Below are 14824 nucleotides of genomic sequence, written 5' to 3' on the forward strand. Positions count from 1 at the left end.
ATCCAGTATATAACAGGACATTTTAGGAAAACAACTTTTTTGGACAAAAGATATGACGTAAGCGAGCCCGATTTAACATGCTTTCGGACGCCGGAACCGGATCTATAGGCTATATGAAGCGGTGGCTTCAGGAAATTGAAAGGAATATGGAGGAAACAATGATGATAAACATTAGCATGAAAAAAGCCGCAATGATTTTGAGCTTTTCAATGGGTATAACTATATTTTCAGGTCAGGCTTGGGCTGAGCAAGGTACCAATTCTTCAGCACCTGCTTACATAGCGAGTGTAGATAGCGATAATCCTTATGCAGTTGCTGGCATCGACGACCCCGCAGAATTCACGGCTTATTTTGCCAAGTTACAAAAAGCGGTCAAAGATAATAAACCAAAAGAAGTGGCAGAGCTGATCTCCTATCCAATGAATGTTAACAAAGACAACAAAAAATATATCATTTATAACAGGGATGAATTTATTAAGAAGTACGATCGCATCTTTACTTCTGTTGTACGTGACCAACTACTAACTCAAAAAGTCGATACGCTATTTGTGAACTATCAGGGAGTTATGGTTGGAGATGGGGATTTGTGGATGGGTGAACGAAACAATAAGCTAGGGGTTATTGCGGTTAATATCAGTAACAATCCTTATGAAGTCGCAGGCATCATGAATCCAGTCGTATTTGAGCATAACTTCAGTTTACTTCAGAAATACACCAAAGAAGGAAACAAATCCGAGGTAGCCAATTTGATGGTATACCCATTGAAAGTGACTAATAAGGGGAAAACTATAGAAATCCCAAACAAGAAAGATTTTATAAAGAAATACGACAAAATCATGACTGTAAAAGTGAAGAAGGCGTTATTAGCACAGAAACTAGATAAAGTATTTATTAATTCTGAAGGTGTTATGATTGGCAACGGACAAATGTGGATGGGGCAGTTTGGAGAGCAAGTTGGTGTGTTTGTTATAAATCAGTGATTAATCTATTTGGAAGAACAGATAGCAGCACCACACAATGTTTCGAGTCACGCAGAGAAACTCTATTAAGATGTGAAATCAGCAGACAATCCTGCACTGGCTACATCCGCCGGTCCCTAAGCGTAATTTCAGTAAATATATTATTCGAATGGAAAAGATATATATTCGTAGAATATGTGAGGACAAAATTATTAGAGCTATTAAACGAATTACGATAACCCTACTTTAGAATGGAGGTATGATTAATTCAAAGAAGCATGTTACTTCTGATAACAATATAATCGCTCCTATGCCTTCCCATTTTTGGTTGGTTCTTATTTACAAATTCAATAAATTGCAACAAATTATGATATATAATATAACAAAAATGATCAAAAATGTTTAGATAAATATATACTTTAAAGGTAATAATTAATTGTTCGCATTCTATTGAGAGAAGGTTATTAATTTTGTTACGGAGAAAAAATATTATTTTAGTAGCAGTTTTGAGTCTCATGCTGTCCTTATTTCATTTTAGCCTAGTTGTAAGTGCAAGTCCGATTTACTCGGGGAATTTGATTCCGAAAATGACAAGTAATGCAGCTCCGTCAGGTGTAGCTAATGCAAGTACACAATACGACAGTAATTCTCCTGCTTGGAAAGCTTTTGATAAACTTAACGGTTCTACTGATTATTGGTGTGCGAAATCAAGTACTGGATGGCTTTCTTATGAATTTAATGCAGCAAAGGTAATTACAAAGTATACGATTTCTCCCATTGGACTCAATGGATATGTAAATCGTATGCCAAAGAATTGGACATTCGAAGGAAGTAACAATGGTGTTGATTGGACTGTATTAGACACGAAAACTGACGTTTCATCGTGGCAAGATGGAACTATAAAGGAATTTTTAATAAATAATACCAGCTCATATTTAAAGTACAAAATTAACGTTTCATCCATTAATGGCGGTAGTTATTTGTCAATAGGTGAAATGGAGATGATGGAGAGTCAAAATGTACCTTTACCTCCAACTTTGACTGTTTCAGATGGAAATAATGAAATATTGTTAAATTGGACTGCAGTTCCTACTGCAACTAGTTACACTGTGAAAAGATCTTCAAATATGGGCGGTCCCTACATGACTGTTGTTGATAATGTCTATGGTACGTCATACACTGACAAGAATGTTCAAAGCAACACAATGTACTATTATGTTGTTTCAGCAAAAAATATTTATGGAGAAAGCTTAGACTCAAATGAAGCTACTGGCACTGCTAAAAATGTAGGTAGGGCATTATTGACAATTACTTTTTCTACAGGAATGGAAAAGGAATTTGACCTGTCCATGTCTGAAGTTAACGCTTTTATAGACTGGTATGATGCTAAAGCTGCTGGGAAAGGACCAGTAATCTTTGCGATTAACAAACATAATAATAACAAGGGCCCATTTATATCTCGGAAAGATTATATTGTGTTTGATAAAGTATTAACATTTGAAGTTAATGCATACATAGCTGAATAATCTTCTACTATAAACACCGGCTTGTTTTTATTTTGTGAAGATGAATGAATCGTGGTCAGTGGAACATGTTTCTTACGAAACAGGTGTGTCTGAAGCGCAAGGTATTGTGGAGTCAATCAACGAAACATGAAGAGAAGAATTGGGCGTTGAAGAAACTATTAACCTCTGGAAAAATTCCAGGGGTTTTTATATGGAAAAATTCGGTTTTTCGGAAGGAGAGTACGGTGTCTTGTAGAATTTCAATAAGAGAATGGAATGCTGCGTGTTGACATTAGTTCAGAAGTTCACTTTGGATATTCCTTTAAATTTAGTGGAGACTTGGTTAAAGAAGCACTAATTGAATCGCAGAAAGAATGGTGACAGTATCACTTAAGGGAATCAGAATTTGTAGAGAAGACATTTATTAGTAATGGTTACCTTGAAATACAAGGATTGGTAAGCCTGGACACCGTTATAATGGAGAGAATTAGGGAAAGAACAATACAATTATTTGAATATCGATATTTGCTAGATGGTGAAGTTGAGTTTTTATACCAAAGCAAAAAATAGAGCGTTCGTGAAAACGACGGCGTTATCCGAAACCCCTTAAAGAAAGGAGCCGAATAATATCATATGGGAGTCATCATACTGGAAAGATGATCTATTAGAACTTACAGAAAAGATAAAATACGTATACGAGGGGTATGAATTCCTTGGGGATCGGCGGGCACCCAGCATCGTTGGAAGCAGGGGCTTTAATTGTTAAAACCTATGAATGGTGGGACACTTACATCCAAATGATTCTGAGCATGGTGCCGATCCTTCAAGAAGCTAGAGCGAAAGATGTAGCACCTAATCTATTTGACTATATAATCCAATGATAAGAAGTGTGGTGACAAACTATCAAAAGCATAATAAGTGTATTACTTTTTTTAGCCCTTACAGTTATCTTTTACTTGGTTGGAAGATACTTTATTTTCGATTTAATCACCCTATCATCAAGTACGTATCAAAGTTTAATAGAAATCATATACATGTTCACAGCCGTATTAATAGCTATAATTCTAACTAGTTATTTGGTAAGTAGTTTAACAAAGAAATAAAAAATGAATGAAGAGACTTAGTTTGAAAGTCTCTTCATTGCGCCTTCTCCCGCCAAATTGGGTAAACTAACATATAGATGTACTTTACCCAAAATTATCCGAAATGAGGGGATAGCCCCATGACAACTCACAAAGTACCCAATAGATTAGCCAAGGAAAAATCGCCTTATATGCTGCAACACGCACATAACCCGGTCAACCGGTTTTCTTGGTCGGAAGAGGACTTTGAAGTTGCTAAAAGTGAGAACAAGCCTATCTTCCTATCCATCGGCTGTTCCACCTATCTTTGGTGGCATGTCGGTGAATTCCACTCCTGTTAATTTTAGTTTTTCAGCCCATACTAAATTACTTTCCTTATTAACGGACAACAAAGTGTGGTTATAGACATTCATTTATTTAAAATAATATGGTAATATTTAACGATCCCGATTTAAAATTGTTTGAGTATACGATGTATAAGAAGCTTGAAATCTGTGCAAGATATTTTTGACGGTGTGAAGAGAGGTGTGGTTCCGTTGGACCATTCGGTGCTAGGGCTACAAGAGGAATTTAACTAATCACTAAGTCAAATGAAAGCGAGGGGTTGTGTCGCAGAGCATCTCTGAACACACACGCCTAGTAGCATTCCTTTAAAACGGAAAGTGAACTAGCGGTGCCCAAGTATTTCTAATGATGTGAAGTGTGACTTTTAAAGATACTCGAACGATCAAACACCGTCGAAGGGGAGCCTGTAAAAGGGCTCCTTTTTCTATTGCTTAAAGTACTTGCCATAATTCAGTTGTCAGATGAGTAGCTCTGCGTAACAAAAGGTCTGGAAAATGTTAATTTCACCCATGTAGTCAGTGAAATCGATTATAATAAAATTTATGTTAAATCGAAAGGCATAGTGATGAATCGCCGATGCTCTAAGGGTTATAGAGTTTTCGAATACACACTTATGTATAAGAGGAGGCGAATGATATGACGATAATGCCTGTTATAATAATGATCTTTGTATTTGTACCTACCATTGTACTCATGGTAAGCATGCCTTATTTAACAAGAGAGACGATTAGTTTTGGGGTCACCGTCAGCGCTGTACAATTCCACAGTGAGCCTCTGCGCCAGATGCGGAAGTCATATGCTAGGATTAGTGCCACCTTGCATACTATCCTCTTCATGGTTTGTATCATCTGCCTAATATACGGTGATGAACATGCCAAGCAACAAAGTTGGATCATTGTCACTTATTCTCTCGCCATGGTCGTAATCTCCCTAGTCATAAACATTAGCTATCATTTCAAAATGAAAAGTTTACTACCTATGCTGCCGATTGCTCAGGAACCATCAATCATGGCAGTGGACACTGGTTCTCGGAAAAGAAACATTGGCTTGTCTAATAATTGGTTCCTCATTCATGTTTGTATTATTGTTGTTAGTATTGTAACTGTGCTACTCAACTACGATCAGATTCCTGATCAGATTCCGATCCATTACAACAGCAGTTGGAACGTTGACCGCTATGCAGATAAATCTTATAGTTCTGTGTTTATGACTACGATAATACAAGTATTCATAACACTTTTGTTCACATTTGAGAATTGGAGTATTCGCAGAGTGAAGCAGCAGGTTCAACCTACTGATCCGAACCGTTCCATTAGACAAGACGTAACTTTCCGCCGTACTTGGTCATGTTTTATGATTACAGCAAGCTTCTTATTAGTTATCCTGTTTTCCGTTGTGCAACTAAACATGATATCTCTGCTAAACATCAATTTCGCTATCCCCATTATCTTTATCATAATAGCCTTTATCATGCTATACTACTTCGCCTTATCGTTCTGGGCTGGTCAGGGCGGAAACAGCTTGGAGCAATCTGTCAATTACTCTAATGTCAGACCTGTCCATGATGATGATAAATGGCTGTTAGGGATGATTTATTTCAACCGTAAGGATCCAAACCTAATCGTCGAGAAAAGGTTCGGAGTCGGCTGGGGATTAAATTTCGGTCACCCAGTAAGCTGGCTGATTTTGCTCGGAATTATTGTACTGTTAGTTGTGGTAACAAGGCTTAGAGGTTAGTATTCACCGTTATTTGACTTGAACATAAGCGAACCGAGGCTCTAACCCTTGGTGTCTTTTTGCCATTCAATGGGTAATACTAACAAAGGCACATTCCGTATAAGGAGGCTACATAAATGGAGATCAAAGAAGGCCAACAGCCTAATCGACTTATAAATGAAAAGTCCCCCTATTTGTTGCAACATGCACACAACCCCGTGCACTGGTATCCATGGGGAGAGGAGGCTTTTGCCAAAGCGCAAACCGAGAACAAGCCTATCTTCCTATCCATCGGTTATTCCACCTGTCATTGGTGTCACGTAATGGAACGTGAAAGCTTCGAAGACTCAGAAGTCGCGCAGCTGCTGAATGATAACTATGTCGCCATCAAGGTAGACCGCGAGGAGCGGCCGGATATAGATGCGCTGTATATGTCGGTGTGTCAGGCGTTGACGGGGAGCGGGGGGTGGCCGCTGACCGTGCTGCTCACACCGGAGAAGAAGCCATTTTATGCCGGGACGTATTTTCCGAAGCGGCAGATGTTCGGGCGCATTGGACTGATGGATGTGCTGGAGCAGATTCACCGTAAATGGGAGCAGGATGGTGAAGCGCTGGACAAGCTTGGGGATGATCTGCTCGCGGATCTTCAGTCCCTGAATCGCAAGAGCTCACAAAGTGCCGGCACAGGCAGCGGGGGGATTCCCGGGGAAGAGTTGCTACACGAAGCCTATGAGCTATACCGGCGTCAGTTCGATGAGGAATACGGCGGGTTCGGCAATGCGCCGAAGTTTCCTTCACCGCATAATTTGTCTTTTTTGCTGGCATACAGCCAGATATACAACCAGCCGGAAGCGCTGCGTATGGTAGAGAAAACGCTGGAATCGATGTACAGGGGCGGCATGTATGATCACGTGGGTTACGGGTTCGCTCGTTATTCTACGGACCGGGAGTGGCTGGTACCGCATTTTGAGAAAATGCTCTACGATAATGCACTGCTGGCGATTGCTTATTTGGAGGCATATCAGATCACGGAGAAACCACTGTATGCGGAGATTGCTGAGCAAATCTTTGCGTATGTTGAGCGTGATATGACTTCGCCGGAGGGTGCTTTTTACTCAGCGGAGGATGCCGATTCCGAAGGGGTGGAAGGCAAGTTCTACGTATTCCCTCGTGAGGAGATTGAAGAGGCGCTCGGCCTGGAGGATATGCATTCCTACTGCCATGTATACGGGATTACTCCTGAGGGTAACTTCGAAGGCGAGAATATTCCGAATCTGCTGCAGGGTTTGCCAGATGAGATGGCAGAGCGGCTCGGGATGAATCCGCTGGGTCTGCGGACACGGATGGAGGAATGGCGTGAGAAATTGTTCACCTATCGGGAGCAGCGTATCCATCCGTCTAAGGATGACAAGGTGCTTACTTCCTGGAACGGGCTGATGATTGCGGCGCTGGCCAAGGGAGCGAAGGCACTGCAAAAGCCTAAGTACGCCAAAGCTGCAATAGCAGCTGCGGATTTCATCTGGGACAAGCTGCGTCGGCGAGAGGATGGCAGGCTCCTGGCCCGCTACCGTGACGGCGAATCCGCGATTCCCGCTTATTTGGATGATTATACCTTTTTGATCTGGGGTCTGACTGAACTCTACGAAGCTACGGGTCAATCCGTCTATTTGGAGCGGGCGCTGATCTTGAAGGATGGACTGCTGGAGCTGTTCATCGACCAAGAGAACGGGGGATTCTTTTTCACGGGGCATGATGGGGAGGAGCTGCCGATTCGTTCTAAGGAATTATATGATGGAGCTCTTCCTTCGGGTAACTCGGTAGCAGCGAAGCTGCTGTGGAAGCTGTCTGTGATGAATCAGGATGCGGAGCTGAAGAAGGTTGCTGAACAGACAGCGGCAGTAGTAGCAACGGCTGCAACGGATTATCCTGCGGGCTACGCCATGTATTTGCAGGCTCATCTAGCCATGACTTCCGGGGGAAGGGAATGGGTACTCTCCGGGAAGCGGGATGACGCTGGCCTCCACAGTATGCTGGCACAGGTTCAGCAGGCATATCTGCCGGACGCTGCGCTTATCGTCAACTGGGAAGGAGATACTGAGGGGATTCTCCGTCTGTTGCCACACCTCGCAGACAAACCAGCTATTAACGGGGAAGCCACGGCTTATGTCTGCCGGAATTTTGCCTGCCGTGCCCCGGTTACGAATATGGAAGCGGTCAGGGAGCTTTTGGCTTCAGGGAACCGGGAAGTGTAGTATTACAGAGGGCAGCCTGCGGTTTGGGCTGCTTTTTGGTATGAATGCCCTTTTGAAGCCACAAAAAGAAGCTAACCTTGGGTCAGCTTCTTCTTCCGGAGCTCATACGGCTCATCTGACAAATTGTGCATAAAAGGAATCCTGGGGAATCGCTGCTGCGAGTCTGCTCCCATATTCAGTCATTTCTCTGAGTATACGTTTGCCTGACCAATGGTCAGGCAGCAGTTCATCCGGGAGATACGGGTCGGTCATGAACATCCCGCTTAACTCCTCGCCAATCTGCAGATACAGTAAGAAAAGCTCGAGCGCCTGCCCTTTATGAAGCGCATCTTTCATTAACGGGGCGAACTCCTGCTGCAGCCAGCCTGATTTCTCCTGGTATAACGCTTCGACCTTATCGAGCTGCCAGATGGACTGTGCCTGGAGCGGTGTAATCGAACCTTCCAGGAATTGGCCCTGCAGGATCGATACCTTGCCTTCAAGCTCAAGCTTCCCGATCTGTGCGGTGACTTCCTTGCGGTAATTCCATGGAGAAATGTACACACTGTTATACAAAAGCCCATAACCCAGCTGTAAAAGCGCCGAACGAAACTGATCGCGTTTTTTGCGTTCGGATTCAGGGACTTCGAGCATGACTACATCCCAGGTCTGATCCCACTGCTCCTGATAACGGGCAGGCTTGCTGTTGATCGCCTTGATGTAGGCGAGGCCGGCGGCGGTAACTTGATACCAGGAGCGCGAAGGGGATGCAACATAACCCTCTTTTTTCAGACGGGACAAGGCATTACGGATATAGGTGGAGGTATACCCCCTGTGTTCGTAGATCTCCACAAACTGCTGGGCGCCCATCTGCTCCACCTTGGATAACAGAAACAGCATGGTTTTTTCAACAGACAGCAACGTGCTTCACACCTCTCTTGACATTAGGCACCAATGAATATATCATAAATACATACGAACGTTATAAAATATGTTATATCGAGGTTCCAGTTTCGTTCCAAACTTCTGAGTATTTGGTGTCATTGTATCGTAAACTTTGAGTTTTTGCACGGATGAGTCCATTTTACCTATTGAATTTCTACTAGAGAAGAGGAGAGATAGCTATGAGAATCATTTACCATGGTCATTCCTGTGTACAGATTGAGGTGAACGGCAAGTCGCTGATTATCGACCCGTTTCTTAGAGGCAATCCTGCGGCAGTCACCAAACCTGAGGAGATTAAGACCGACATGGTGCTGCTGACACATGCTCATATGGATCATATTCTGGATGCGGCACCGATTGCGCTACAGAATAATATACCCGTTGTGGCTAATGTAGAGCTGGCTGGCTATATGCAAGGGAAAGGTGTCCAGACCATTGGGATGAATATCGGGGGGACGGTTGATTTTGGTTTTGCTACTGCGACAATGATTCATGCTTTTCACAGCTCGGGTATTACACTGGATGAGGACCAGAAAGTGATCTACGGCGGCATGCCTGCAGGTTTCATTATCCAAGCGGAAGGACGCACGGTTCTGCATGCAGGAGACACTGGACTATTCGGCGATTTGAAAATGTTCGGTGAACTCTATGACATCGATCTGGCGATTCTGCCGATTGGGGGGCATTTCACCATGGGACCGGAGCATGCGTTAATCGCCGCCAAATGGCTGGGGGCCAAGCAAGTGCTTCCGATTCACTACAATACCTTCCCGCCGATCGTGCAGGATGCGGGTGCTTTTGTTCAGGCGCTTAGTGAGGCTGGAATCAAGGGTACACCACTTGCTTACGGGGAGACACTGGAGCTGTAAAGGGGCAGAGGATCGGATAGGAACAATTCGCACAAGCTGGAAGCGCAAATTTTGAAGAATTGGAAGCCTCAATGGTATGATCAATGAGAATAGAGGAGGCGGTTTGAAAATGAAGACCAGAATTCTTGGAAGTGGTCAGCTGCAAGTTTCAGCTCTTGGACTGGGCTGTATGGGAATGTCCGACTTTTACAGTGGACGGGATGAAGCGGAATCCATTCGTACCATCCACCGGGCGCTTGATCTGGGAGTGAATTTCCTGGATACAGCGGATATGTACGGCGTAGGGAAGAACGAAGAACTAGTGGGACATGCGATCAAGGGTCACCGGAATAACGTGGTGCTCGCTACCAAATTCGGCAATGTGCGGAGCGCAGAAGGGAAAATGCTCGGAGTGAACGGCCGCCCGGAATATGTGAAGTCTGCCTGTGATGCCAGCCTTCGGCGTCTGGGAGTGGATCACATCGATTTGTACTATCAGCACAGGGTGGATCCAAACACTCCGATTGAGGAGACCGTTGGCGCAATGGCGGATCTTGTAACGGCGGGAAAGGTCCGCTTCCTCGGTCTGTCAGAAGCTGCACCCGGAACCATCCGCCGCGCTCATGCGGTTCATCCAATAACGGCGCTGCAGACAGAATACTCGCTCTGGAGCCGTGACGTAGAGGATGAGATCCTGCCTGTCTGCCGCGAGCTTGGCATCGGTTTTGTTCCTTACAGCCCGCTGGGCCGGGGATTCCTTACCGGTCAAATTCAGACCTTCGAGGATTTGGCGGAAGACGATTACCGCCGCTTTTCTCCGCGTTTTCAAGGGGAGAACTTCGCCAAGAATCTGGATCTGGTGAAGCGCATCCGGGAGATTGCTGCAGAGAAGGATTGTGAGCCTTCCCAGCTTGCGTTGGCCTGGCTGCTGGCCCAGGGGGACGACATCGTTCCCATCCCTGGTACCAAACGGATTAAATATCTGGAAGAGAACATCGGCTCACTGGAAGTCACTCTGAGTGGCGACGATCTGAAGAGTATTAATGATGCTGCGCCGCTAGGGGTAGCAGCCGGGACCCGCTATCCCGAACAGAACATGAAGAGTGTGAATCTCTAGCATAGAAGACTTGTGATGGATAATCTGACAGCAGGTTCAGCGTTCAGTCATTCAAGCCCATACAGATAGACAAAACAGGCAGTAGCGTAAGAAATACGCTGCTGCCTGTTTTGTCCTGTTGGAAATGTAATGTCCCTTATCGGATTATTGCTGCTTCTCCGGCTCCTTGGGAGTTATCCGGGACGGCCGGGTTACCCAGTTGCTGCGGTTCATCGGCTTGACCGTATCAATACGCGGAATGAAGCTCTCCTCAGGTGCCTCTACAGTCTGCTGTCCCTCAGTTTCCTCAACCGCTATAGTTTTCTTTGAAAGACCGCGTCCGTTATGCTTACCTTTATTCCATACTCTTCCCTTGCTCATGATTACACTCCATTTCTGTAAGCTTATACTTTCACCATATCACATCACGAACCGTTAAGAAAGATCGGTTAGCATAAAACAAGCTTTTTGACAAGTTATAAAATGTACTATTGATTGCCCATCAGACTGGCTATAATAGTATAGAATTGAAAGGAGAGTACCCTGATGCCCATCAAGATCATAACCGACAGCGGTTCGGATTTACCCCTTGAATATGTAGAGAAATATAATGTTGACATCGTTCATCTACCAGTTCACTTTGAGCATGAGCTCATGCCGGAAGATACGGATACTAAGGCTTTTTATGCCAAAATGCGGGACTCCAAAGAGCTGCCGAAGACGGCCAGTCCCAGTCCGCAGGTCTTCTTGAACAAGTTCAGAGAAGTGGAAGCAGGCACCGACATTATGGTTGTCTGTATGTCATCTAATATAAGCAGCACTTATCAGACCGCATTGATTGCCAAGGAAATGTATGAAGAAGAAGGCCATCCCAATGCGATTGAAATTATAGATTCCAAAACCTTTTCCGGGGGGTTATCCCTTCTTGTTGCTTTAACGGCTAAATGGTCGCTTACCTGCTCCAGTCTGGAAGAGCTTAAGGTAATGGTTCTGAACAAAGCCGAAGAAGTGACTGCGTACTTTACCTTGGACACCCTGGAGAATGTTATCAAAGGCGGGCGTCTGAACCGGTTATCCGGTGCTGTAGCTTCTGTGCTGAACATCAAGCTACTGCTGAAGATCAGCGATGAAGGGACTGTCGAGGTGATCGAGAAGACGCGGGGTCTTCCGAAGGCATTAACCCATCTGCTGGCGAAGCTCGAAGACAAACAGCATGATTACGAAAAAGCCGTGATTGCCATTGTACACAGCAATTGCGAAAAACTTGCGCTGGAGATCAAGGAGCGTATTCTTGAGAAGCATCCTTTTAAAGAGATTTTATTCTCCAGTATGGGTCCTGTGATGGGTACTTATGCCGGAGAAGGCGGGATCGGTGTGGCCTTTTAACCACCGCTCCGTACCACACCAGTCAGGCCGTACCCGGAATTATCCCGGTGTGCGGCCTTTTTGCTACCATAAACTTTATCTATTCTTTAGATTTGGTTTAGACTAGATAAAGAATGCCGGGCTATAGTTACAATGAACGCGCCATGCAGGATAAGATAGAGGGGGATTCACGATGTACACCATTCTGATTGCCGATGATGAATTGGAGATTGTAGAGCTGCTGCAGCTCTATTTGGAGAAGGAATATAACATCCTGCAAGCACAGAACGGGAACGAGGCGCTTAAGCTGATGCAGAGCCATACCGTGGATCTGGCGATTCTCGATATTATGATGCCGGGCATGGACGGACTACAGCTGCTGAAACGCATCCGTGAAAACAACCATTTTCCAGTACTGTTTCTGTCAGCTAAAAGCCAGCATCATGATAAAATCCTCGGGCTGGAGCTGGGGGCGGATGACTACATTTCCAAACCGTTCAATCCGCTGGAAATTGTTGCCCGTGTAGGGTCAATGCTCCGGAGGGTTCACCAGTTCGACGCTCCGGCGGTACAAGAAAAGCAGAAGGAGCAAATCGTGCTCGGACGCCTGCTGCTTGACCGGAGCAGCTGTCAGGTACAGGTATCTGGAGAGCCGGTCAGCTTGACATCAACGGAGTATAAAATTCTGGAGCTGCTAATGGAGCAGCCGGGCCGGGTTTTTACCCGTAAGAAGATATACGAAGCCGTATGGGAAGACTTTTACGTCTATGAAGATAATAGTATTATGGTGCATATCAGCAATATCCGCGACAAGATTGAACGTGATTCCAAGAAACCGGAATACCTGAAGACGATCAGGGGATTGGGGTACAAAATTGAAGCACCCGTGGAAAAGTAGGGATAACCGTCCGCTGCAGACATCACTCACTCTGGATTTCCTGCTGTTCAACTGTATGCTGCTGATGATTATACTGATTGTCTATCTATTTATCCAGAAGGATATCACCCACTTGATTCTAAATAAACAGCTCACAGATCCTAATCTTTCCGTCGAAGCAGGTAATTACCGGGAAGATCTGGGTGACGGCGCTCAGAGCAGGCAGCTGCTGCAAAGCGGGGGATGGCTGGAGCTCCTTGATTCCGACAAACAGGTAATCCGCGTCATTGGAGAGAAGCAGGATCAGATACGAGCCTATGATGAGAATAGTCTGTATCTGGGGCTGGAGAACCGCACGGATCAGCCCTATTACTATTCGATTACCCCGTTGAAGGGAGAAGGTCAGGCAGCCTGGCTTCTGCTCAAAATCCCCCGCCATGTCATCAAAGTATCCATTAACAATGAACTGCTGGTATCCTATTTGAACCATTCTGTGTTTTTTTATGTTTTTATGGTCAGTGCGCTGATTCTGATGCTAATCTTTGTATATAGTTATTGGGTCACAAGACGCATCAAGAAGCCGCTTCGCGTGCTGAATCTCGGACTGAAGCAGATGATGGAAGGGCATTACAGCACGCGAATTGCCCTCTATGCAGAGACAGAATTCCTGCGGATTGGCGAAAGCTTCAATTACATGGCGGATGTGATTGAGAAGACGACGGAAGAGAAACGGAAGGCCGAAATGAGCAAGCAGCGGTTAATGGTGGATTTGTCCCATGATCTAAAGACGCCGATTACGAGTATCCAGGGCTACGCGCAGGCATTGATGGAAGGCCGGGGAGCCGACCCGGAACGCCAGACGAAGTATTTGAATTATATCTACACCAAATCGGTGCAGGTGACGAAGCTCATCCAGCATATGCTGGAGCTGCTGAAGCTGGATTCCCCGGATTTCATTCTTCATACGGAACGGCTGGAGCTTGGAGATCATCTGCGGGAGATTGTTGCGGACACGTACGGCGAAATTGAACAAAAAGACTTCCAGCTTCAGCTCCAGGTTCCCGAAGAGGAAGTCTATGCAAGGTATGATCCGGAGCTATTCTCAAGTATTATCAATAATCTGATCTCCAATGCGCTGGCTTACAATCCCCAAGGCACACGCCTTCGGGTAACCGTTATCCCTGAGGATACAGAGGTCTGTATTGAAATCGCCGACAATGGAATAGGTATCCCCAAAGAGCTGTGGTCAACGATCTTCGATCCGTTTGTACGTGGAGATGAAGCCCGGACGGCAAGCGGAGGAACAGGGCTTGGATTATCCATCGCCAAGAATAATGTGGAGAAGATGGGCGGTTCGCTTACGCTAGAGGGCAGAGAGGGAGAACCAACGGTATTCACCATCCGGATTCCGAAATAGTACCGAACTGGATCTGCAGATTTTGAGGAGGAATGGATATGAATCAAGGTTGTCAAAAGGGGCTTGTTCATATTTCCGATCGTGTGATATCGGCTATTGTGGGTTATGTCGTTATGGATACACCGGGAATTGCTGGGATGTCGGGAAGCTCAGTTACGGGAAATCTGAGCAAGTGGCTGGGCGGTAAAATCAGTACGAAAGGAATGTCTGTGGAGGTCTCAGAGGAGGAGGTAGCCGTCCATCTTCAAGTCATTGTGGATTATGGATGCTGTATTCATGAGGTGTGCGTGAATCTGCAGCACAATGTCCGCAGTGCCGTTGAGAACATGCTGGGTCTCACCCTCGCTGTTGTGAATGTCCGGGTCGACAAGCTGGCTATTCCGCAGCTATAATTCCGGATATAGACACCCTGGTCTGGGCATCCGCATAGAATGGAGC

General features: G+C 45.2%; 12 protein-coding genes and 1 pseudogene. 11 read left to right on the forward strand and 2 right to left on the reverse strand.

Annotated features, from left to right (window positions below):
* Positions 1-146 precede the first annotated feature (146 nt).
* The 5 genes and pseudogenes from ACAN54_RS00945 to ACAN54_RS00965 all read left to right on the forward strand — a co-directional run bounded on the left by ACAN54_RS00945 (position 147) and on the right by ACAN54_RS00965 (position 7859).
* Complete coding sequence (locus ACAN54_RS00945; RefSeq protein ID WP_379151180.1) at positions 147-980, forward strand: hypothetical protein; 834 nt, start codon at positions 147-149, stop codon at positions 978-980.
* A 566-nt stretch (positions 981-1546) separates the two neighbouring features.
* The gene (locus ACAN54_RS00950; RefSeq protein WP_379151183.1) at positions 1547-2485 is read left to right on the forward strand and encodes a discoidin domain-containing protein; all 939 of its coding nucleotides are present in this window, start codon (positions 1547-1549) and stop codon (positions 2483-2485) included.
* A 1201-nt stretch (positions 2486-3686) separates the two neighbouring features.
* A pseudogene (locus ACAN54_RS00955) lies at positions 3687-3881 on the forward strand (DUF255 domain-containing protein); the annotation flags it as partial.
* Positions 3882-4527: 646 nt separating this feature from the next.
* Positions 4528-5628 (forward strand): DUF1648 domain-containing protein, encoded by a 1101-nt coding sequence (locus ACAN54_RS00960; protein ID WP_379151186.1) that lies wholly within the window; start codon positions 4528-4530, stop codon positions 5626-5628.
* Between the two features lie 122 nt (positions 5629-5750).
* Positions 5751-7859, forward strand: a complete 2109-nt coding sequence (locus tag ACAN54_RS00965; protein ID WP_379154076.1) for a thioredoxin domain-containing protein — start codon at positions 5751-5753, stop codon at positions 7857-7859.
* Positions 7860-7970: 111 nt separating this feature from the next.
* Here ACAN54_RS00965 and ACAN54_RS00970 read toward each other — a convergent pair whose 3' ends face one another.
* Complete coding sequence (locus ACAN54_RS00970) at positions 7971-8759, reverse strand: PaaX family transcriptional regulator C-terminal domain-containing protein (RefSeq protein ID WP_379151189.1); 789 nt, start codon at positions 8757-8759, stop codon at positions 7971-7973.
* Between the two features lie 203 nt (positions 8760-8962).
* Here ACAN54_RS00970 and ACAN54_RS00975 point away from each other — a divergent pair, with 203 nt between their 5' ends.
* Positions 8963-9652 carry a metal-dependent hydrolase gene (locus ACAN54_RS00975; protein WP_379151192.1) on the forward strand — a complete coding sequence of 230 codons (690 nt, stop codon included), beginning with the start codon at positions 8963-8965 and terminating at the stop codon, positions 9650-9652.
* Positions 9653-9761: 109 nt separating this feature from the next.
* Entirely contained in the window at positions 9762-10748 is a 987-nt protein-coding gene (locus ACAN54_RS00980; protein WP_379151195.1) for an aldo/keto reductase, read from the forward strand.
* 144 nt (positions 10749-10892) lie between these two features.
* Here the strand turns inward: ACAN54_RS00980 and ACAN54_RS00985 are convergent, their stop codons facing one another.
* Positions 10893-11108 (reverse strand): hypothetical protein, encoded by a 216-nt coding sequence (locus ACAN54_RS00985; protein WP_379151198.1) that lies wholly within the window; start codon positions 11106-11108, stop codon positions 10893-10895.
* Between the two features lie 165 nt (positions 11109-11273).
* On the opposite strand from ACAN54_RS00985, the gene ACAN54_RS00990 reads away from it, so the two are divergent.
* From ACAN54_RS00990 to ACAN54_RS01005, 4 genes are all read left to right on the forward strand, one after another.
* Positions 11274-12113 (forward strand): DegV family protein, encoded by an 840-nt coding sequence (locus ACAN54_RS00990; RefSeq protein ID WP_379151201.1) that lies wholly within the window; start codon positions 11274-11276, stop codon positions 12111-12113.
* A gap of 172 nt (positions 12114-12285) precedes the next feature.
* Entirely contained in the window at positions 12286-12990 is a 705-nt protein-coding gene (locus ACAN54_RS00995; protein WP_379151204.1) for a response regulator transcription factor, read from the forward strand.
* Positions 12968-14386 (forward strand): sensor histidine kinase, encoded by a 1419-nt coding sequence (locus tag ACAN54_RS01000; protein ID WP_379151207.1) that lies wholly within the window; start codon positions 12968-12970, stop codon positions 14384-14386. The genes ACAN54_RS00995 and ACAN54_RS01000 overlap by 23 nt, the downstream gene beginning before the upstream one ends.
* 38 nt (positions 14387-14424) lie before the next feature.
* Positions 14425-14778 carry an Asp23/Gls24 family envelope stress response protein gene (locus ACAN54_RS01005; RefSeq protein ID WP_379151210.1) on the forward strand — a complete coding sequence of 118 codons (354 nt, stop codon included), beginning with the start codon at positions 14425-14427 and terminating at the stop codon, positions 14776-14778.
* Positions 14779-14824 lie beyond the last annotated feature (46 nt).

The organism is Paenibacillus diazotrophicus, assembly GCF_042610465.1.

What these genes read in the sequence shown, in the direction of transcription:
- ACAN54_RS01005 (WP_379151210.1), top strand. Translation starts at nt 14,425, where the DNA reads ATGAATCAAGGTTGTCAAAAGGGGCTTGTTCATATTTCCGATCGTGTG.
- ACAN54_RS00950 (WP_379151183.1), top strand. Translation starts at nt 1,547, where the DNA reads ATGACAAGTAATGCAGCTCCGTCAGGTGTAGCTAATGCAAGTACACAA.
- ACAN54_RS00960 (WP_379151186.1), top strand. Translation starts at nt 4,528, where the DNA reads ATGACGATAATGCCTGTTATAATAATGATCTTTGTATTTGTACCTACC.
- ACAN54_RS00990 (WP_379151201.1), top strand. Translation starts at nt 11,274, where the DNA reads ATGCCCATCAAGATCATAACCGACAGCGGTTCGGATTTACCCCTTGAA.
- ACAN54_RS00985 (WP_379151198.1), bottom strand. Translation starts at nt 11,108, where the DNA reads ATGAGCAAGGGAAGAGTATGGAATAAAGGTAAGCATAACGGACGCGGT.
- ACAN54_RS00945 (WP_379151180.1), top strand. Translation starts at nt 147, where the DNA reads ATGGAGGAAACAATGATGATAAACATTAGCATGAAAAAAGCCGCAATG.
- ACAN54_RS00980 (WP_379151195.1), top strand. Translation starts at nt 9,762, where the DNA reads ATGAAGACCAGAATTCTTGGAAGTGGTCAGCTGCAAGTTTCAGCTCTT.
- ACAN54_RS00995 (WP_379151204.1), top strand. Translation starts at nt 12,286, where the DNA reads ATGTACACCATTCTGATTGCCGATGATGAATTGGAGATTGTAGAGCTG.
- ACAN54_RS00975 (WP_379151192.1), top strand. Translation starts at nt 8,963, where the DNA reads ATGAGAATCATTTACCATGGTCATTCCTGTGTACAGATTGAGGTGAAC.